We start from the raw sequence: 19,580 nt of genomic DNA, 5'->3' as shown, positions 1-19,580 counted from the left end.
CAATAATATGGCTTCAATTTTCACAAAAATAGTTAACGGAGAAATTCCCTGTTATAAAGTTGCTGAAACAGACGACTTTTTAGCATTTTTGGACGTAAACCCAAATAGTAAAGGGCACACACTTTGCATTCCTAAACAAGAAGTTGATAAAATTTTTGATTTAGATGAAGCTACTTACAATGGTTTAATGAGTTTTTCAAGATATGTTGCTTTAGCCATAGAAAAAGCAATACCCTGTAAGCGAGTAGGTGTGTCTGTTATAGGTTTGGAAGTGCCACACGTGCATGTGCACTTAATTCCATTACATACTATGGAAGATGCTCGTTTTATTCAGAAGGTAAAACTTTCAACAGAAGAATTCCAAAACTTAGCAGAAACTATTAAAGCTCAATTATAAATTAGGATACATTGCTAACAATATTATGGCAATAGCTATAATAATAATTAAAATAATAGCAATCCATGAAGTTTTCTTTAAATAGGTTGATGCCCTTTTGGGAACAAATGCTTTTTTCTGATATTCAAAAACACGTTCAATATCATCGGTCCATTTTACTGGATAAATAATGGTATTGCATATTTTACAGGCAATTTCATGGCTAATTTGAGAAGTCATGGATCTATAAAACTTAGTGTCAATCACTTTTTGCTTGAAAGTTAAACGTAAACCTTCATTACTATAACACTCGGGGCAGTTGTTTTTTAATATAACTTCTTTTATGGTAACTAGTTTTTCAGACATAATAAGGGGCGCTTTTTAAACTAATCTGTATAGTGGTTCCTTTATCTTTTTGAGATTGTAAAACCTTTATTTTTCCATTGTGAAAATCTTCGATAATGCGCCGGGTGAGTGACAAACCTAATCCCCAGCCACGTTTTTTTGTAGTATATCCAGGGCTGAAGATTTTATTGAAATCTTTTTTAGGGATGCCTTTTCCGGTATCGGTAATGCTAATTTTTACATTGTCTTCTAACTGAGAAATTTCAACTATAAGCTTCCCTCTGCCTTTCATGGCATCAATAGCATTTTTAACTAGGTTTTCGATAGTCCAACTGTATAATTGTTTATTAAGATTTACGGGAATATCGCCATCTGGGATTATAATTTCAAAGTCTATAAGGTTTGAAGATCTTGCTTTTAAATAATCGTAAGAATCAATAGTTTCTTTAATAATATCGGAGACTTCTAAAGTAGGTAGAGAACCAATCTTACTAAAGCGTTCGGTAATGGTTTGTAATCGGTCAACATCTTTTTCAATTTCAGCAATATAATCTGGGTTAACATGTTCACTTTTTAAAATTTCGGTCCAACCTATTAAAGAAGATAGGGGGGTTCCAATTTGATGGGCTGTTTCTTTAGCCATACCAGACCATAATTTATTTTGGGTAGCATTCTTATTGCTACTATAAAAAAAGAAAATAACAGCACCGAATAAAAAAACAATAAGTAACAGTGCTAACGGATAATATTTTAATTTGTTTAGTAAGGGGGAATTGCCGTAGTATATTTTGCTAATAAGTTTACCATCAATTTTTACATTAATCGGAGTGTTTTCTTTTTCAAATTTTAAAATTAGTTTTTTAATATATGCCGAATCCTTAGCTTTATCTTCGTCTATATTATTAAAGTCAAAACTACCATCAGTGTTAACTTTAATCATAGGAGTTGTTTTGTTACTTGTAATCACCTTTAAAGGTAATTCACCTATATCTCCATTAAGATTATCAGTTTTTAATAAGTCAGATTGAGCAAACGACCAATTTTCCATTTTGGTGCGTTCTTCTTCCTTAAAATGCTGAAAAAACTCATAGGTTTTCCATAAAATGAGAGAGACAACAACGAAAGATGCTATTATAATAATCCAACGAAATGCGTTACCATATTTTGTAAAAACCATTAATAATCAAATTGAATTTGTAATATAATGCAAATCTGTTAAAATTATTGTTCAAGATGTTAGTAAATTGGTTTTTAGTAGAACAAGATATTTATTTGTTTGCTTTTTTAGATAGGATAAATTAGTTTATTTTGACAGAGGTAAACTAATAATAACCACTAGATTAAGTTTTAACGAATTTTTTAATTAGTTTTGTTGAAACTAAAAAAGGTTAATGACATCGTTTGAGCCAAAAAGCTTATCAACCAGTAAATTACATGGTTATTTGTTGAGTGCAGTTGCACCAAGACCAATTGCTTTTGCCAGTACTATGGATGCAGATGGAAGTCCAAATTTGTCGCCATTTAGCTTTTTTAATGTGTTTAGTGCGAATCCGCCTATCATGATATTTTCACCTGCACGACGTGTTAGAGATAATACGACAAAGCATACATTGCAAAATGTTGAAGCGACAAAAGAAGTGGTTATTAATGTAGTGAATTACGATATGGTTCATCAGATGTCGTTAAGTAGTACGGAATATCCGGCAGGAGTTAATGAGTTTGATAAATCGGGGTTAACCATGTTAAAATCTGATATTGTTAAACCATTTCGTGTAGCAGAGGCACCAGTACAGTTTGAATGCAAGGTGAACGATATTGTTAAGTTAGGAACAGAAGGAGGTGCTGGAAATTTAATTATTTGCGAAGTTGTTAAACTTCATATAGATAAGGATGTGCTTGATGAAAATGGTATTATAAATCAACAAAAATTAGATTTGGTTGCCAGAGCAGGCGGCAGTTATTACACGCGTGCTAAAAAAGGCTTTTTTGAAATACCAAAACCACTATCAACATTAGGAATTGGTGTTGATAATTTTCCAGATCATGTTAAAAATAGTATGGTTTTAACTGGAAATGATTTAGGTATGTTAGCCAATATAGAAACGTTGCCTACAGATGAAAGTGTGAAGCTTTTTGTTGAAGATTTAGGGGCACGGTATTCGAATATTAAAACGGCTACTCATAGACAAAAACATAAATTGGCACGTAATTACCTGAGTTTTGGTGATGTTGAAAGTGCTTGGAAAATATTGCTAAGTTAAATTTAAATAGATATAAATAATAATTAATGGAAGTTCAAGGAAGAATAAAAATGGTAGGAGAAACTCAAACTTTTGGGAGTAATGGGTTTAGAAAAAGAGAGATCGTAGTAACAACAGAAGAGCAATACCCACAACACATTATGGTGGAGTTTGTTCAGGACAAAACAGATTTGTTAAATAGTTACCAGGTAGGACAACAAGTTAAAATTAGTATTAATCTAAGAGGTAGAGAGTGGGTAAATCCGCAAGGAGAAACTAAATATTTTAACTCGATTCAAGGATGGAGAATTGAGGCTTTACAAGCTGAAGCTTCAGGTGAAAATTTACCACCAGTACCACCAGCGGATGCTTTTGAACCTGCTGGAGATTTAAAAGAAGACGATCATGATGATCTTCCTTTTTAAATAAAATGATTACCATTCCCGTCTTTCGAGTTCGCTCAAGATAGACTTCGGCGGGAATCTTAATAATATGGACCTCTTTGTTTATTGAAACTTGGAGGTTTTTATTTTTGAAATAAAACTATAATGCAATACCTAACAGAAAATATATGGTTTCCAGATGTGAATGAAGCTACCGAAGATGGTTTATTAGCTATAGGAGGCGATTTATCTGTTAAGCGTTTAGTGTATGCCTACCAAAAAGGAATTTTCCCGTGGTTTGAAGCAGAAGAGCCTATTTTATGGTGGTCGCCAAATCCACGTTTTGTACTATTTCCAGATAAATTAAAAGTATCAAAAAGTATGAAACAGATACTCCGTAATAAGGATTATATAGTTACTGTTAATAAGGCTTTTAAAGAAGTGATTATCGCATGCTCCGAAATAAAACGTGATGGCCAAAAAAGTACCTGGATTACAGATGATATGATTGGAGCTTATATGAAACTTCACGAATTAGGTTATGCAAAATCTGTTGAGGTTTGGAAAGGTGATACCTTAGTTGGTGGACTTTATGGAGTCGATTTAGGTAATGATGTGTTCTGTGGAGAAAGTATGTTTGCCAAAGAGAGTAATGCCAGTAAGGTAGGTTTTGTCACGTTTATTCAAAATACGCATTATAAACTTATAGACTGTCAGGTATACACAAATCATTTGGAAAGTTTGGGAGCTGAAGAGATTTCAAGAGCTATTTTTTTAGGGTACTTATAATAACTTGATTTTATAAAAATTTCCAACTAATTTCGTTCAACATTAGATGTAGAATAACTTGTGCCGAACTTATTTCAGTATTAAAAGGGTTTTATATCCTCAATGGTTAGCTGTAATTAGAATACTCATTTGCATATAAATTTGATGCTTAAAACCAAATGTCGTACAAATGTCGTCTATAAAACACTACTGATTTTTGGAAAGTTTTATGATTGAAGATAGTTTTACTTAAAATTTCAATTTGAATGGATAAGCTTGATTTTGGAAAAGAATTAATTAAAGTAAGAAAGGCTAGAGGCTTAACACAAGTAGAAGTTGCAGAAAAGTGTAATGTAACTGTACGCACAATTCAGAGAATTGAATCTGGTGCTGTAAAACCGAGAAGTTCTACTATTAAAATTATTTCTAAATCTTTAGAAGTTGATTTTTTTGAAATTTCAAATCAAAATTCAAAATTGAAAAACTATACTATTTTATGGTATCTAAAAGACCTTTTTAATTTTAAAACTAATGCAATGAAAAAAATTTCAATCCTATCTACTTCAATTTTAATTTTAACTTTTATATGTGTTAATATATTTAGCACCGAAGCACAATCTAAAAGCCCTAAAAAAGAAAAGAAAACAGTATTAAAAAGTCAAGACAAAAAAGTTGATTTGTCTAAAGGTTATGACGAATTTAAAATAGAAGGGAATTTTGTATTTGTCACAAAAAACAATAAGCATGGTTTGATGACTCTAGATGGAAAAACAATTATTCCTTGCGAATATGATAGGTTTGAAATAGAAGGAAGTTTTGTCTTTGTCCTAAAAGGCAATAAACGAGGATTGATGACTCTAGATGGAAAAACAATTATTCCTTGTGAATATGATAGGTTTGAAATAGAAGGAAGTTTTGTCTTTGTTCTAAAAGGCAGTAAACGTGGATTGATGACTTTAGATGGAAAAACAATTATTCCTTGCAAATATGATGGGTTTAAAGTAGAGGGTAGTTTTGTCTTTGTTTCAAAATACAACAAACGAGGATTGATGACTCTAGACGGAAAAACAATTATTCCTTGCGAATATGATAGGTTTGAAATAGAAGGAAGTTTTGTCTTTGTTTCAAAATACAATAAACATGGATTGATGAATCTGGATGGAAAAGTAATTGTTCCTTGTGAGTATGATACTATGAAAATTGAAGGTTCCATTGCAATTGTCACAATAAACGGAAAAACAAAACAAATACAAATTTAAAACTACCACTAACAAAGGTATAAGTAATTATTTGTTCTCGTTTCTTCTGAAAATCCTTGAGGATTTTTCAGTTTGGTGTGTACTGGCAAAGTTAGTTGTTAACTCACGACGAAACTGCCCATATCCAAAACGTTAAACAAAAACACTGATTTTTCAAACCCAAACCAAAATAAACACCCCTTTCTGTAATAATTTAACCATTTCTACAACGTATGTGGAAATAAATAATAATTACTATTAAAAATAAGAAAGGTGCCTGCACAAAACGAAAATTTCTTAAAAATCATCCATAAGCATCAAGCTTTAATTCATAAGGTTTGTAATATCTATCGTGATAGCAAGGAAGATAAGGAAGACTTATTTCAAGAAATAACTTACCAGTTATTTAGAGCTTACCCCAAGTTTGAGGGACGTTCTAAAGTAACCACATGGATGTATAGAATTGCATTAAATACAGCCATGGCAAGTTTTAGAAAAGCTAGAATTATTATATCCAAAGTTAAAGAAATTCCAGAATTACCACTTGAAGAAAAGCATGAAAGCATTAATAGAGAACGGTTATTTTCAGGAATTAGGCAATTAGATGATGCAGAAAAAGCAATAATTTCATTGTATTTAGATGGAGTTGATCATTCAGAAATTGCAGATATTATGGGTATTACCAAAAACAATGTAGGCGTACGCTTAAATAGAATTAAAAACAAATTAAAAACATTAATAAAATAAAATTATGGAATTAGATAATTTAAAACCTGAGTATCACAGTATGGATAATGATAATTCAAAATCTATTGAAAGCCTAAATAAAATGAAGTATTCAGGAAGCCATCCAGTTTTAAAAGGGATAAAAAAACAACTCGTTTTTGAGGGTATATTATGGACACTCATACTAATTGTATTTTATGATTTTTTCGATGGCCACTTGAAGGCATTTTATTGGAATGTACTTTTGGTAATGTCAATACTGTTAGTGTTATTACACAATGTGTTGGGGTTTATTATAGTTAGGGCACCAATTAACGATAGTAGTATAAAAGACTCACTAAGAAAGTATTTGAATAAAATAAAGAGTTATTCCAGAGTTTCTATTATTTCTAGAGTATTAGCTGTTGTTATTTTTATGGGATTTTTAACTTCTAATGTTGTTTGGGATAGTCGCAAAATTTGGACGAGTCTCGTATTTTTAGTTATTATGATGGTAGCGCAAGTCTATTTTCTGAATAAAGTTTGGAGACAACGTGTTAAAAAGATTGAAAATCAGATTGATGTATTAGAGAAATAAGTTGGCCCTATTAGGTAGATTTTTAAAAAAATCTCTGTGAGTGTGTAATAATATTTAATTTCTAGCACTAACCTTAAAAAACAATAGTTGAGTAACGATTTTTATACATTATCAATTTTACCCTATTCAGGAATAATTATAAAGATATGTAGGGCATATACTGATTCGCAAGAGGATTTTGAAGATTATTATCAAGAAGTCTGTTTGCAAATTTGGAGGAGTAAAGATAAATTCCGTGGAGATTCTCAATGGTCAACTTGGATATATAGGCTATCATTGAATATATGTTTAACGTTAATTAGAAAAAAGAAAAAAAATCGCCAGCATTATGCTTCAGATTATACACTTCAAAATCAAGTAGGAGAAGATAATAATTTTGCGTTTTCGGATGAATCACTTAATTTATTGTATGCAGCTATTAAACGATTGTCTGAATTAGATAGGGCTATTATTTTATTGTATCTAGAGGAAAAACCAAATAAAGAAATTGCAGATATAATTGGAACTACTCCTAATAACATTGGGGTTCGAGTTAACAGAATTAAGGAACGATTAAAAAAATTATTAGATGGAAAAATCAATTGAATCGATTTGGAAACAAGGGTTTTTAGAAGATAGTGCTATGGTGGCACCAAAGCTTAACAATCTTTACAATCAAAAGTCTATCCATATCATTGATAAATTTAAAAGAATGTTCAAAATAAACTTGAATGCCTTAGTGGTGTTTTCTTTTGTGCTTTTGCCTGCTTCATTTTTAGTGAAAATTCCAGTTATGGGTGTACTTATGTTTATTCTATTGAATGTCATAGTTATTGTCAATAAGAAACTACTAAAAGGTTTAAATAACATTGATAAAAATGAAAATAGTTATGAATATCTTAAATCTTTTGATAGTTGGATGAAAGTGCAGATTTCTATTAATAAAAAAATGTCTCGATACATTTACCCATATGTTTTTCTTGCTATGGTTTCTGGCTTTTGGTTTTCTAGCCCTTTCCGTGAGTCTATGCATAGAATATTAGGGAGCCATGAGGTGTATTTTATATCTGGCATACCTGTATTTTGGGTACTTGCCATGTTAATAATTGTAGTCCTGTTAGCAATTTTTGGTGCAAGGATTTATAAATGGGATTTGTACTTAGTTTACGGACGCATTTTAAGAAAACTAGATGAGTTAATTACCGATATGGAGGACTTAAGAGCATGACCCATAAATCACCAAGCTTATACTCTTTTAGAATCATACCTCATTATATCTAAAACAATCCACAACATGATCGTTTACCATACCCGTTGCTTGCATATGAGCATAAACAACCGTAGTGCCTACAAATTTAAACCCTCGTTTTTTCAGATCTTTACTAATAGTATCACTTAAAGGCGTATTAGCGGGAACATCTTTTAGAGTTTTATAGCTGTTTTTTATAGGTTTACCATCTACAAAGCCCCAAATGTATTTGCTAAAACTCCCAAACGCTTCCTGAACTTTTATAAAAGCTTGTGCATTAGTAACTGTAGCATTTACTTTTAATTTATTTCTAATGATGCCTGTGTCTTGCAGTAGTAAATCAATCTTATCTTGTTTGTAATTAGCAATCTTTTTATAATCAAAATAATCAAATGCTTTTCTGAAATTTTCACGTTTTCGTAAAACGGTAATCCAGCTTAAACCAGCTTGAAACGTTTCTAAAATTAAAAATTCAAAAAGAGTGTCATCATCATAAACAGGCTTGCCCCATTCTTCATCATGATAAACTTCATATAACTCATCACCGACACACCAATTGCATTTGTATTTTGTTTTCATGTTGTTTGTATCTATTGTTTTTTATTTGTCACATGTAGCATCCATATAATCATTGTCCTTGGGTATCGAACTTTTAGTTATGGATGTTTCATAAAATATTAAGTAAGGTTTAACGTAAAAGTATGACAAATATCATCTTAATTAAAAAATCAAGATGCTAATTTTGCATGATTCATTAAAAAAAGATTATGGACATCATTATAAAAAATAGTTTAGGTAAAAGTATTTCGTATCAGGCTTATAGAGATTTGGTAAAACAATTAGCCAAAGATAATTCGACTACTGGAAACGAAAAAACAGAAGCCTTAATTAATTATACAAAGCTTAATGATCGACGTATGAAACGTTGGGATAAAACTATCAAGATAACCGATGAAGCCATAAATAGAATAGGAGCTTTTAAAGAACCTATGACCTGGTTGGTAATTACAGAAAGTTGGTGTGGTGATGCTGCACATGTAATCCCTGTTCTGAATAAAGTAGCTGAGTTAAATGACAATATTGATTTTAAAGTGGTACTTCGTGATGAAAACCCTGAATTAATGGATGCCTTTTTAACTAATGGAGGTAAAGCTATTCCTAAATTAATCATGTTAGACAATAACACAGGAGATGTCTTAAATACATATGGGCCAAGACCAAGTGAGGCGACTAACTATGTTAATAGATTTAAGGCAAAACATGGTAAGTTAACTCCTGAATTTAAAGAAGATTTACAGCATTGGTATAACACTAATAAGGGACAAAATATTATAGACGATTTAATTGATATACTTTGTGAGTTGGAGTCTAGTGTTTGCCTATAAAGTAAAATGTAATAGACCCTAGTTGTGTTTTCTTTGTCGGATTTTTACTAAATTGAGAATCTTTAGCATACTCTAAAGCGTGTTCTATAAGACATTCGTTATCTGAAGTTGAAGAAGTATTTATATATGCATCTGTTACATTTCCGTTTTCGTTAACTGTAATATTCACAACTATTTTACCGTCAACCTCACATAAATAAACAGGAATTGGTATATATATTTTTTCTCTATCAACTAGTGAAAAACTAATGGTGCTTTTTGTGTTAGCACCTTCTCCTTGTTGCTTCTTTAATAAATCATTCACTTTGCTAAATGATGATAATTCATCTTCATTTACTTTAGAGTCATTAGAAGCTTCATACTTTTTAGTATAAGATTCTGTATTTTCTAAATCGCCATTAGATTTTGGCACATAATCTTCGGGAGGCGCAATAGGCTTAAAAGCTTCCGCGAAATGTTTATTATCTTTTGTTTCGTTAAAAGCGCTATTCGTTTCTGCTTTACTTGCATTTAGCTTCTCTAAAGCCTCTAATACTTTGATTTCTTCTTCAGTTAGCTCTTCTTCAGGCTCTATTTCATAATAGCTTTCTGAAGCAAATTTGTCCTGTTTTTTAAGGCTTAAGTTAAATACAGACATAATCACTGTTCCTGTGATCAAGAAGGTAATTAATAGGGCTTTATGTTGATTTGTTAGGTTCAAATCGTGTTTAATTCTTGAGAGTTATTTACGTAATATACGGCAAAATACACTAAAAAGTTTAAAATAGCATAAATTCTAAGAAAATTGAAACACTAGATAACCCTTCCAAGGTTTTATATCCAAACCGTTTTCTTGTGAAATCTAACCCAATTAAAAGTGAATTCCTAAAATCATCATCAAACATTTGAACTCCAATACCAAGCTTGTACATATTGCCTTTTTCAAAATCCTTACTAACCCCTAAAAGACTTCCGTAGCCACCTCGAACAAAAAAATTACTATCATCTGCGATAATATTATGTTGGAGACTTAAATAAGTGGGAAAAAAGTGAAGTCCTTGCTGTGAGTGGTAATCATACTCAAAATTTAACCCTAGTGAGGTGCGTTTGTCAAATTGATAACCAATAGTATTATTTACAAAAAACGCACTTGGATTTATTAATGTTTCACCATCATCATTATTAACAGTATAGTCCTCATTAATTGTTAATGTTGTAGCCAATGATATTTTATAAAAAAAACCACTTGTTTTTTCTTCACGTATTTGTGAATGACATAAATAAGATAAAAAAAATAGCAGAAAAAATAAAGGATAAATTTGCTTCATAAACGTTTAGATTTAATAAAACAATTTTTATCAACAACTATTCCGAATTAAGGTTTTTGATGAAGTTTTCAATAGTAACCGAATTATCAACATGGAAGTCGCCAATTTTAGTACGTCTTAGCGCAGATAAGTGTGCTCCGGAATTTAATGCTTTACCAAAATCGTTTGCTAAAGAACGAATGTAAGTACCTTTACTGCAAATCACTCTAAAATCAATATTTATTGAGCCTGTACTGAGCGCAGTCGAAGTATCAATTTTTGTGATTTCGAATTCTGAAATATGCACAGTTCTTGGTTTTATTTCAACAGTTTCACCCGCTCTGGCAAATTCGTATAATCGTTTTCCATCTTTCTTTAATGCTGAAAAAATAGGCGGATATTGTTGAATATCTCCAATAAATTGCTTCGTTGCCTTATGAATTAATGCTTCGGTAATATGACTGGTAGAGAATGTTTCGTTAATTTCAGTTTCTAAATCATAAGACGGTGTTGTGCCACCTAAAACAATAGTACCTGTGTATTCTTTAACCTGTCCTTGAAATGTATCAATTTGTTTGGTCATTTTACCTGTACAAATAACCAATAACCCAGTCGCTAAAGGATCAAGAGTGCCAGCATGCCCTACTTTTATTTTTTTAATGTTAAAAGCTTGTCGGATTTCCCAGCGTAATTTATTAACCACTTGAAAGGAAGTCCAGTTTAAAGGCTTGTCTATTAACAAGATTTGTCCAGAAAGATAGCCTTCTTTCGTTATCATCCTACGAATTTAATAATGAAAATACAATGGCAATAATACCAACGATGATACAGTAAATTGCAAAATAACTTAGCTTACTCTTTTTTACCAAAGAAATCATCCAAGTACAAGCAAATAATCCAGCAATAAAAGCAGCAATAAAGCCAATAGATAGTGACGTGAAATTTCCACTATCATAAGCTAAATCTCCACTAAAAATATCTTTAGCAATTTTACCAAATATTAGAGGAACAACCATTAAGAATGAAAAACGAGCAGCTTTTGTTTTATCGTTTCCTAATAAAACGGATGTTGAAATAGTAGCGCCAGAGCGCGAAATTCCTGGAATCATAGCAATGGCTTGAGAAATTCCAATGATAAAGGCGTTTTTAAAAGATACTTTTTTATTTGTGTCTTTAGCTTTGTCTGCTAAAAAAAGTAAAATAGCCGTAATAATCAGCATACATCCCACTAGTAGAATATTGCCCCCAAAAAGTTGTTCTAATTGTTCTTCAAAAAATAACCCTACAATAACCGCAGGAATCATAGACACTATAATTTTTGAAATGAATTGTAAATCTTCATTCCATTCAAATTTTAGAATACCCTTAATAAGATCTAAAATATCTTTTCTAAAAACAACAATAGTACTTAAAGCAGTAGCAAAGTGAAGCACCACTGTAAATAGCAAACTTTCTTCAGGAATTGAGTTGTCTCCAAGAATGGCTTTCCCAAGCTCTAAATGGCCGCTTGATGATACAGGTAAAAACTCAGTAAGCCCTTGAATAATACCTAAAATAATTGCATCGATTATATCCATGGGCGCAAAAATATTAAAATAGAAATAGCTAAACTTAGAAAGTTTTAAATTTTATTTATCAGGATTTAATAAAATAGCATAAATTTCAATACCAAACCCAATTAAAATAATAGCAGGAGCAAGTCTTATACGTCTCCAGTGAAAGATTTCAGGATTAAAAACATTAGGATCGTCACTACCGCCGCCAGACATTAAAATAAAGCCTAAAGCGATACACGCTAAACCAATAAACATAAATTTATAGTTTTTCTTTCCAAAAACAAATATGCTTTTAGCTTCTTCTTTTCGTTTTTTTTCTCCCATAGCTAATTAAATTTAGTATAAATAATATCCTCTTTAATGGTCATTTGCGAAATATATTCGGAGGTTGCACCACCATTTAGAACTTTTGTTAATACCAATTTGAGTATAAGTGCAAAGTAACAGTTTTATTTAAAACTTTTGCGTTAAGAGAATCTAAATTTAATTATCAATACAGCTGATCCGTTTTGAGATTCAAAAAACGCTGTGTTGCAAAATGAGTGCTTATCCATGTAATAATTATGCCTAAAGCAAAAACAAAAACAAATAAGAGCGCCATTAAAATAGGATTACTCAATAACTCTAGTTCTAAAAATGTTTTATTAAGATAATATAAAACAATGGCCATGCCTATTAATGCCAGAACAGCCCCAATCATTCCCAAACGAACACTTTTCCAAATGAAGGGGAGTCTAATAAATTGCTTTGTAGCGCCAACCATTTGCATGGTTTTAATAGTAAAACGTTTAGAATAAACGGCTAATCTTATGGAACTATTAATAAGTAAAACAGCAATTAAGGTAAAAATAGCACTTATAATGAGCACCCAAAAACTAATCTTTTTTACATTGTCATTCATCAAATTAACTAAGTCATTATCATAGTTAACCTCGTCAACAAAGTTTTTGTTCAACGCTTCCGCGGAAATTTTTTCTAAATGCTCAGAAGTCACAAAATCAGCTTTCAAATGCACATCGATTGAATTTTGTAACGGGTTATAGCCAACAAAATCCATAAAATCTTCTCCATTTTCAGCTTTCATAAATTCGGCAGCTTGATCTTTAGATACATATTCGGTAGATTTTACGTAATCTGCCATTGCTAAACTTTTTTCAAGCTGTTTCGTTTCAACTTCTTTGGCAGAATCTTTTAAATAGATGGTTACAACCACCTGCTCTTTAAAATGATCAGATACCTTTTTAGCATTCAGAATGAGCATCCCTAATAAGCCCAATAAAAACAACACCAAGGCAATACTTAATACGACTGAGAAGTAAGATGAGATAAGTCTGCGTTTTTGATGTTTTTCAAATGATGAACTCATAAAGTAATGGATTGATGTCGTAAAAATAATAAAGTATATGAAAAGAAACTTCAAAAGATTTAAGTCTTTTTATTTCAAATAAAATGTCTTTCCTATGACGTACTCTTTATAAACTAATCTAATAATTTTAAAATTATATATGAATATAAACTAAAACATATCAACAATGTTGTTTCGTGTTTTGAGTTTAGGTCCGTTTTTTTGACGTTTTACTAATTAGATATACACCAGCAACTACCATTAAACAGCTTAATATTTTTATAAGACTAATATCTTTATTGTATTGGTCTTGCATTAAAATATAAGCGTAAATACTTACCATAATAAAACTTATTGCTGGTTGTAAATAAATATAACTACTATTCACAGAAGGTGATACATAGTTAAGTGCATAGATATTAAATAAGTATGCGAAAAACGTGGTAAAAATCACTACAAATCCAATAACCAAATAGGTATTCAAATCAAAAGCAGTGAAATCTGTCAATATAAAATCTGGGAGCCCAAAAGGAAGCATAAAAACAAACCCAAATAAGAATACCCAACTTATTAAAGTAATAGCATGATATTGTTTCATGAGTGGTTTTAAAATGACCAAATAGAGACCATAACTAGAGGCATTTAAAAAGATGAATAGGTTTCCAAGAAAAGTGCTGGTTCCACCAGCATTATTTCCATATATGATAAGCGTAATAGCTCCAATACCTGCAATAAAACTCCCTAACAGTTTGTTTGAAGTCACTTTTTCCTTTAGAAGAATGAAACTAAAAATTAAAACTAATACAGGTGTAGAAGTCATAATAATAGAAGCATCGATTGGAGAGGTCAGGTTTAAACCACTAAAAAATAGTAACTGATTTGCAGCAGCACCCAATAATCCACATAAAATGATGCGAGGCATATGTTTACGTTCAACCTTTTCTTTAATAAATAATAGTTTAATGACCCAAAAGAGAATAGAAGCACAAAAAAGACGAATAAAAACAAAAGCCGAAGGCCCTATTTTATTAGGCATAATGCCTTTGGCAATAATGTAGTTTACACCATAAATAATATTAGCTCCAAGGAGTGCTAAGTGTGCTTTATATATATTTTTAATGGACAATTTTTAGTTGATTAAAATAATTAGGGATCAAAAGTAATTCTATTTATTCTACAAACATATATTTAGTAACATAATCAAATGTATTAATAAAGTAATCTCTTTACCGTTTTCTATTTAAAACGTAAATTTGCGACTTCAAATTCGTCATTACGAGGAGCGAAGCGACGTGGTAATCTCATGAAATGAAACAGATTGCTTCACTTTGTTCGCAATGGCATTCAGATATGAAAATTTAAGATGAAATATAATTTCAACGAAATTGAAGCCAAATGGCAAAAGTATTGGGCAAAGAACCAAACGTTTAAAGCTGTTAATAATAGTGAAAAACCAAAATACTATGTATTAGATATGTTTCCTTACCCAAGTGGTGCGGGTTTGCATGTTGGACATCCATTAGGGTATATTGCTTCAGATATTTATGCACGCTATAAACGTCATAAAGGCTTCAATGTATTGCATCCTCAAGGATATGATAGTTTTGGTTTGCCAGCAGAACAATATGCCATTCAAACTGGACAACATCCTGCTATAACGACCGCTGAAAATATAAAAACGTATCGTCGACAGTTAGACCAAATAGGTTTTTCGTTCGATTGGTCTCGTGAGGTTAGAACATCGGATCCGAGTTATTACAAATGGACGCAATGGATTTTTATTCAATTATTCGAATCCTGGTATAATAATGTTACTTGCAAAGCTGAAGATATTTCAGGTTTAGTAAGCATTTTCGAAACAGAAGGAAATACAAATGTGAATGCGGTTTGTGATGATGACATTGAAACATTTTCTGCGGATGAATGGCATGGGTTTTCATCTGAAAAACAACAAAAAATATTATTACAATATAGATTAACATATTTAGCAGAAACTGAAGTAAACTGGTGCCCGGCTTTGGGTACTGTTTTAGCAAACGACGAAATTGTAAATGGCGTGTCTGAACGTGGCGGACATCCTGTAATTCGTAAAAAAATGACTCAATGGAGTATGCGTATTTCTGCTTATGCAGAACGTTTGCTTCAAGGACTAGATACCATAGATTGGACGGATTCTTTAAAAGAAAGCCAGCGTAATTGGATTGGAAAGTCGGTTGGAGCTTCGGTCTCTTTCAAAATTTTAGCCGAAGGCAAAAATTTTGAAAAAAATATAGACGTTTTCACAACAAGACCAGATACCATTTTCGGAGCCTCGTTCATGACCCTAGCACCAGAACACGAACTAGTATCACAAATAACAACATCAGAACAAAAGGAAGAAGTTGAAGCTTATATCTTAGCAACTGCAAAACGTAGTGAACGTGATAGAATGGCAGACGTAAAAACCATTTCAGGAGCATTTACAGGCGCTTATGCGGAACACCCATTTACAAAAGAGCCTATCCCTATTTGGATTGGTGATTATGTGTTAGCTGGTTATGGTACTGGTGCGGTGATGTCGGTACCATGTGGTGATCAACGCGATTATGATTTTGCAAAACATTTTAATATACCTATCCCTAATATTTTTGAAGGAGTTGATATTTCTGAAGAAGCCTTTGCTGATAAAGAGAAAACCATCATAGCCAATAGCGATTTCTTAAACGGAATGAACTCTAAGAAAGCTACCAAACGTGTTATTTTTGAGTTAGAACAATTGGAACAAGGTCAGGGAAAAACCAATTACAGATTGCGCGATGCCGTATTTAGCAGACAACGTTATTGGGGAGAACCATTCCCGGTATATTATGTGAATGGCATGCCGCAAATGATTGCTAAAGAACATTTGCCAATCAAGTTGCCAGAAGTTGAGAAATATTTACCAACCGAAACAGGTGAACCACCATTAGGGAACGCCACTATTTGGGCTTGGGACACAAATACGAATCAAGTAGTAAGTAATGACCTTGTCACCCTGAGCGCAGTCGAAGGGTCTCAAGATAACGGCATCTATCCTCTTGAACTTAATACCATGCCAGGTTGGGCAGGAAGTTCACAGTATTTTAATCGTTATATGGATCCACATAACGAGGATGCTATTTTCTCTAAAGAAGCCATTGATTATTGGCAACAAGTAGATCTATACATAGGTGGAAGCGAACATGCCACAGGACACTTATTATATTCGCGTTTTTGGCAAAAATTTATGTTTGATAAAGGGTTTGTACCTTATGATGAGTTTGCAAAAAAACTAATTAACCAAGGGATGATTTTAGGGACAAGCGCTTTTGTTTATAGACTCGAATATGAACCAAGTAGTACTTTGTTAGATAGTTTTAAGAATGATGACGATCTTAAATTTGGTTTGATGGTTAAACCTGTTTTTATTTCTAAATCAAAATATGATACTATTGAGAAAGAAGATTTGCAAACATATTTTAATCAAAACTTTGAAGAAGTAATTAGAAAGGGTTTAGTTGATTTTATTGACGAAGGAAATAAAGATATGTCAATAGCTGATATGTACCATGCATTTCGATTTACTCCCGTACATTCAGATGTATCTTTTGTAAATGCTTCAGATGAATTAGATATAGAAGCTTTTAAAAATTGGAGGGAAGAATTTAAAGACGCTATATTCATAGGAGAAAAAGGAGAAATAATTCAAGAGAATAATGATATTTACAAAGTAGGTCGCGACGTTGAAAAAATGTCCAAGTCTAAATACAATGTCGTCAACCCAGATAACATTTGCGAACAATATGGTGCAGACAGCCTACGCCTTTATGAAATGTTCCTAGGACCTTTAGAACAATACAAGCCATGGAATACAGCAGGTATCACAGGTGTACACTCATTCCTTAAAAAACTGTGGAGACTATACCATCAAGGAGAAAACGAAACTTTTTACGTTGACTCTTCCCCTTTGGGGAAGTCGGATGGGGCTGCTAGGGATGCTCTCAAAACCCTCCACAAAACTATCAAAAAAGTAGAAGAGGATATCGAGAATTTTTCGTTTAATACATCGGTGTCTACTTTTATGATAGCTATTAATGAATTGACATCTCAAAAATGCACCAGTAAGGACATACTTGAACCACTATTGATTTTAATATCACCTTACGCACCGCACATTGCAGAGGAGTTATGGAGTCAATTAGGGCATAATGAATCTATATCAACAGCAAGCTTTCCAAAATTTGACGGCAGCCATTTGGTAGAGAGTAGTAAAAATTACCCAATTTCATTTAATGGAAAAATGCGTTTTACACTAGAGTTGCCATTAGACATGAGTAAAGACGCTATTGAAAAAACAGTTTTAGAGCACGAAAAAACAAAAGAACAATTACAAGGACGAGAACCTAAAAAAGTGATTGTAGTTCCTGGAAAGATTGTCAACATTGTAGGTTAATGTAGTTTTTGGAGACAAAGTCAATAGAAAATAAAAAGTATTATTATTTATGACTAAAACAGGAATTATCTCAAAAACAAGCCATCAAGATTTTGATACAACCTATCAAACATTAAAAAGAGTTATTGAAAACAACCCAAATTTAAAGATTATAGCAGAGCTAAATCATCAAGCAAATGCTTCTTCTGTAGATTTAGGGCTAAACCCAACAAGAATCATTATGTTTGGAAATCCTAATTTAGGGACACCTTTGATGCAAAACGCCCAAGCGATAGGTTTAGATTTACCACAAAAAATACTGGTTTATCAAAATGATGAAGGCGTTGTAAAAGTATCGTATAACGATCCTTCGTATTTAAAAGATAGGCATGGCATTACTAATCAAGAAGACGTATTAAATAAAATAGCTGTTGCATTGGATAAAATTACAAATGCAGCAATAGGATAACATGCAGGATGATTTTATAGAAATAATAGGTTTTATTGCAGCGATACTTACTACAGCAGCATTCTTGCCACAAGTATACAAAACATGGAAAACCAAGGATGTTTCTAGTTTGTCTTTACCAATGCTTCTTATATTTTTTATTGGTGTTTTTTCCTGGTTAATTTATGGTTTTCTAAAAAATAGTCCTCCTATAATTTTTGCAAATAGTATTACTATAGTGTCTGCATTTTTGTTGATGTATTACAAAATTAGATATGGTAAAAAATAATGTAACAATCTGACAAAGTTTCAGACTATTAAATTGGCGTTATTTTTGCTATATTTATTATAAATTAAAAAAAGAAAACAATGTTAATACAATATTATATATTATTAGGTGCTATTGCTTTAGTCAGCTGGTTAGTGAGCAGTACTTTAAAAAGAAAATTTGAAAAGTATTCGAAAGTGCAGTTACGTAATGGTATGAGCGGCGCCGAAATTGCAGAAAAAATGCTGGCAGATCATGGCATTAGTGATGTCGAAGTAATTTCAACACCTGGGCGTCTAACCGATCATTATAATCCAAAAAACAAAACTGTTAATTTAAGTGAAGCGGTTTATAATCAACGTAATGCAGCTGCAGCTGCAGTGGCAGCGCATGAATGCGGTCATGCTGTGCAACATGCTCAAGCTTATAGTTGGTTACAAATGCGATCTACTTTAGTCCCAGTGGTTAGTGTAACATCAGGGATGTCTCAATGGGTCGTGGTTGGTGGCTTGATGCTAGGAGCTGCAGCTGGTTTAGGATTTGGGTATTATGTAGCAGTTGCTGGTTTAGTGATGATGGGATTTGCTACCCTATTTAGCTTTATAACACTCCCTGTAGAATACGATGCAAGTAACCGAGCTCTGGCTTGGTTAAAAAACAAAAACATGGTATCTCAACAAGAATATGCTGGTTCGGAAGATGCGCTTAAATGGGCAGCAAGAACCTATTTAGTTGCCGCCATTGGTGCTTTAGCATCTTTAGTATATTGGGGACTTCAAGTATTTGGAGGTAGAGATTAATAATAAAATTATAAATGACTTAAGCTCTGAAACGTTTCAGGGCTTTTTTATTTCTTTACTCGCAAAAGAATGAAGCTATTTAAAAAGTATTACGTTTTGTCAGAGTATAGTGAAGAATCTTATGTTTTGTAAATCAACATATTATATTTTAAGAGATTCTTCATTGCATTCAGAATGACATT

The 19,580-nt window shown here is 32.1% G+C and carries 24 protein-coding genes; 14 read left to right on the top strand and 10 right to left on the bottom strand.

Annotation, left to right across the window (positions count from 1 at the left end; all coding sequences use genetic code 11):
• The first annotated feature begins 7 nt into the window (after positions 1 to 7).
• Positions 8 to 397, top strand: a complete 390-nt coding sequence (locus Q4Q47_RS06145; RefSeq protein WP_303305772.1) for an HIT family protein — start codon at positions 8 to 10, stop codon at positions 395 to 397.
• Here the strand turns inward: Q4Q47_RS06145 and Q4Q47_RS06140 are convergent.
• Together Q4Q47_RS06140 and Q4Q47_RS06135 are read right to left on the bottom strand one after the other, a co-directional pair.
• On the bottom strand, positions 392 to 742 hold the full coding sequence (locus Q4Q47_RS06140; RefSeq protein WP_303305771.1) for a hypothetical protein: 351 nt from the start codon (positions 740 to 742) through the stop codon (positions 392 to 394). The two genes, Q4Q47_RS06145 and Q4Q47_RS06140, sit on opposite strands and share 6 nt — an antisense overlap.
• The gene (locus Q4Q47_RS06135) at positions 735 to 1,898 is read right to left on the bottom strand and encodes a sensor histidine kinase (protein ID WP_303305770.1); all 1,164 of its coding nucleotides are present in this window, start codon (positions 1,896 to 1,898) and stop codon (positions 735 to 737) included. The genes Q4Q47_RS06140 and Q4Q47_RS06135 overlap by 8 nt, the downstream gene beginning before the upstream one ends.
• A 214-nt stretch (positions 1,899 to 2,112) precedes the next feature.
• Here Q4Q47_RS06135 and Q4Q47_RS06130 point away from each other — a divergent pair, with 214 nt between their 5' ends.
• From Q4Q47_RS06130 to Q4Q47_RS06095, 8 genes are all read left to right on the top strand, one after another.
• A complete protein-coding gene (locus tag Q4Q47_RS06130) occupies positions 2,113 to 2,982 on the top strand; it encodes a flavin reductase family protein (protein ID WP_303305769.1) in 870 nt (289 codons plus the stop codon).
• Positions 2,983 to 3,008: 26 nt separating this feature from the next.
• Positions 3,009 to 3,386: a DUF3127 domain-containing protein gene (locus Q4Q47_RS06125; RefSeq protein ID WP_303305768.1), complete on the top strand. Its 378-nt coding sequence runs from the start codon at positions 3,009 to 3,011 to the stop codon at positions 3,384 to 3,386.
• 123 nt (positions 3,387 to 3,509) lie between these two features.
• Entirely contained in the window at positions 3,510 to 4,133 is a 624-nt protein-coding gene (gene aat / locus Q4Q47_RS06120; RefSeq protein ID WP_303305767.1) for a leucyl/phenylalanyl-tRNA--protein transferase, read from the top strand.
• A gap of 245 nt (positions 4,134 to 4,378) precedes the next feature.
• Positions 4,379 to 5,371, top strand: coding sequence for a WG repeat-containing protein (locus Q4Q47_RS06115; protein ID WP_303305766.1), 993 nt, complete (start codon positions 4,379 to 4,381; stop codon positions 5,369 to 5,371).
• Positions 5,372 to 5,623: 252 nt separating this feature from the next.
• Entirely contained in the window at positions 5,624 to 6,097 is a 474-nt protein-coding gene (locus Q4Q47_RS06110; protein ID WP_303305765.1) for an RNA polymerase sigma factor, read from the top strand.
• Positions 6,098 to 6,101: 4 nt separating this feature from the next.
• Positions 6,102 to 6,653: a hypothetical protein gene (locus tag Q4Q47_RS06105; protein ID WP_303305764.1), complete on the top strand. Its 552-nt coding sequence runs from the start codon at positions 6,102 to 6,104 to the stop codon at positions 6,651 to 6,653.
• 87 nt (positions 6,654 to 6,740) lie between these two features.
• A complete protein-coding gene (locus tag Q4Q47_RS06100) occupies positions 6,741 to 7,238 on the top strand; it encodes a sigma-70 family RNA polymerase sigma factor (protein ID WP_303305763.1) in 498 nt (165 codons plus the stop codon).
• Positions 7,222 to 7,860: a hypothetical protein gene (locus Q4Q47_RS06095; protein WP_303305762.1), complete on the top strand. Its 639-nt coding sequence runs from the start codon at positions 7,222 to 7,224 to the stop codon at positions 7,858 to 7,860. The genes Q4Q47_RS06100 and Q4Q47_RS06095 overlap by 17 nt, the downstream gene beginning before the upstream one ends.
• A gap of 33 nt (positions 7,861 to 7,893) precedes the next feature.
• Here Q4Q47_RS06095 and Q4Q47_RS06090 read toward each other — a convergent pair whose 3' ends face one another.
• The gene (locus Q4Q47_RS06090; RefSeq protein ID WP_303305761.1) at positions 7,894 to 8,460 is read right to left on the bottom strand and encodes a DNA-3-methyladenine glycosylase I; all 567 of its coding nucleotides are present in this window, start codon (positions 8,458 to 8,460) and stop codon (positions 7,894 to 7,896) included.
• 188 nt (positions 8,461 to 8,648) lie between these two features.
• Here Q4Q47_RS06090 and Q4Q47_RS06085 point away from each other — a divergent pair, with 188 nt between their 5' ends.
• Complete coding sequence (locus Q4Q47_RS06085; protein ID WP_303305760.1) at positions 8,649 to 9,266, top strand: thioredoxin family protein; 618 nt, start codon at positions 8,649 to 8,651, stop codon at positions 9,264 to 9,266.
• Here Q4Q47_RS06085 and Q4Q47_RS06080 read toward each other — a convergent pair.
• The 7 genes from Q4Q47_RS06080 to Q4Q47_RS06050 form a co-directional block, all read right to left on the bottom strand.
• Entirely contained in the window at positions 9,250 to 9,966 is a 717-nt protein-coding gene (locus Q4Q47_RS06080; protein ID WP_303305759.1) for an energy transducer TonB, read from the bottom strand. The two genes, Q4Q47_RS06085 and Q4Q47_RS06080, sit on opposite strands and share 17 nt — an antisense overlap.
• 58 nt (positions 9,967 to 10,024) lie before the next feature.
• Entirely contained in the window at positions 10,025 to 10,573 is a 549-nt protein-coding gene (locus tag Q4Q47_RS06075; RefSeq protein WP_303305758.1) for a hypothetical protein, read from the bottom strand.
• A 37-nt stretch (positions 10,574 to 10,610) separates the two neighbouring features.
• A complete protein-coding gene (truB, locus tag Q4Q47_RS06070; protein WP_303305757.1) occupies positions 10,611 to 11,330 on the bottom strand; it encodes a tRNA pseudouridine(55) synthase TruB in 720 nt (239 codons plus the stop codon).
• 1 nt (position 11,331) lies between these two features.
• Positions 11,332 to 12,129 (bottom strand): undecaprenyl-diphosphatase UppP, encoded by a 798-nt coding sequence (gene uppP, locus Q4Q47_RS06065; RefSeq protein WP_303305756.1) that lies wholly within the window; start codon positions 12,127 to 12,129, stop codon positions 11,332 to 11,334.
• Positions 12,130 to 12,180: 51 nt separating this feature from the next.
• On the bottom strand, positions 12,181 to 12,432 hold the full coding sequence (locus Q4Q47_RS06060; protein WP_303305755.1) for a DUF3098 domain-containing protein: 252 nt from the start codon (positions 12,430 to 12,432) through the stop codon (positions 12,181 to 12,183).
• A gap of 166 nt (positions 12,433 to 12,598) precedes the next feature.
• Entirely contained in the window at positions 12,599 to 13,474 is an 876-nt protein-coding gene (locus tag Q4Q47_RS06055; RefSeq protein WP_303305754.1) for a cell division protein FtsX, read from the bottom strand.
• A 187-nt stretch (positions 13,475 to 13,661) separates the two neighbouring features.
• Positions 13,662 to 14,579, bottom strand: coding sequence for a DMT family transporter (locus tag Q4Q47_RS06050; RefSeq protein ID WP_303305753.1), 918 nt, complete (start codon positions 14,577 to 14,579; stop codon positions 13,662 to 13,664).
• A gap of 237 nt (positions 14,580 to 14,816) precedes the next feature.
• Here Q4Q47_RS06050 and Q4Q47_RS06045 point away from each other — a divergent pair, with 237 nt between their 5' ends.
• The 4 genes from Q4Q47_RS06045 (at position 14,817) to Q4Q47_RS06030 (ending at position 19,398) form a co-directional block, all read left to right on the top strand.
• Positions 14,817 to 17,903 carry a leucine--tRNA ligase gene (locus Q4Q47_RS06045; RefSeq protein ID WP_303305752.1) on the top strand — a complete coding sequence of 1,029 codons (3,087 nt, stop codon included), beginning with the start codon at positions 14,817 to 14,819 and terminating at the stop codon, positions 17,901 to 17,903.
• Between the two features lie 49 nt (positions 17,904 to 17,952).
• Positions 17,953 to 18,351 (top strand): DUF302 domain-containing protein, encoded by a 399-nt coding sequence (locus Q4Q47_RS06040; RefSeq protein WP_303305751.1) that lies wholly within the window; start codon positions 17,953 to 17,955, stop codon positions 18,349 to 18,351.
• Between the two features lies 1 nt (position 18,352).
• The gene (locus Q4Q47_RS06035) at positions 18,353 to 18,619 is read left to right on the top strand and encodes a SemiSWEET family sugar transporter (protein ID WP_303305750.1); all 267 of its coding nucleotides are present in this window, start codon (positions 18,353 to 18,355) and stop codon (positions 18,617 to 18,619) included.
• Between the two features lie 80 nt (positions 18,620 to 18,699).
• On the top strand, positions 18,700 to 19,398 hold the full coding sequence (locus Q4Q47_RS06030; RefSeq protein ID WP_303305749.1) for a zinc metallopeptidase: 699 nt from the start codon (positions 18,700 to 18,702) through the stop codon (positions 19,396 to 19,398).
• Positions 19,399 to 19,580: the final 182 nt, after the last annotated feature.

It is taken from the genome of Flavivirga spongiicola (genome assembly GCF_030540825.1).
GTDB lineage: Bacteria > Bacteroidota > Bacteroidia > Flavobacteriales > Flavobacteriaceae > Flavivirga > Flavivirga spongiicola.
Note: the sequence above shows the minus strand (reverse complement) of the source record. Positions and strands in the feature narration are given on the sequence as shown.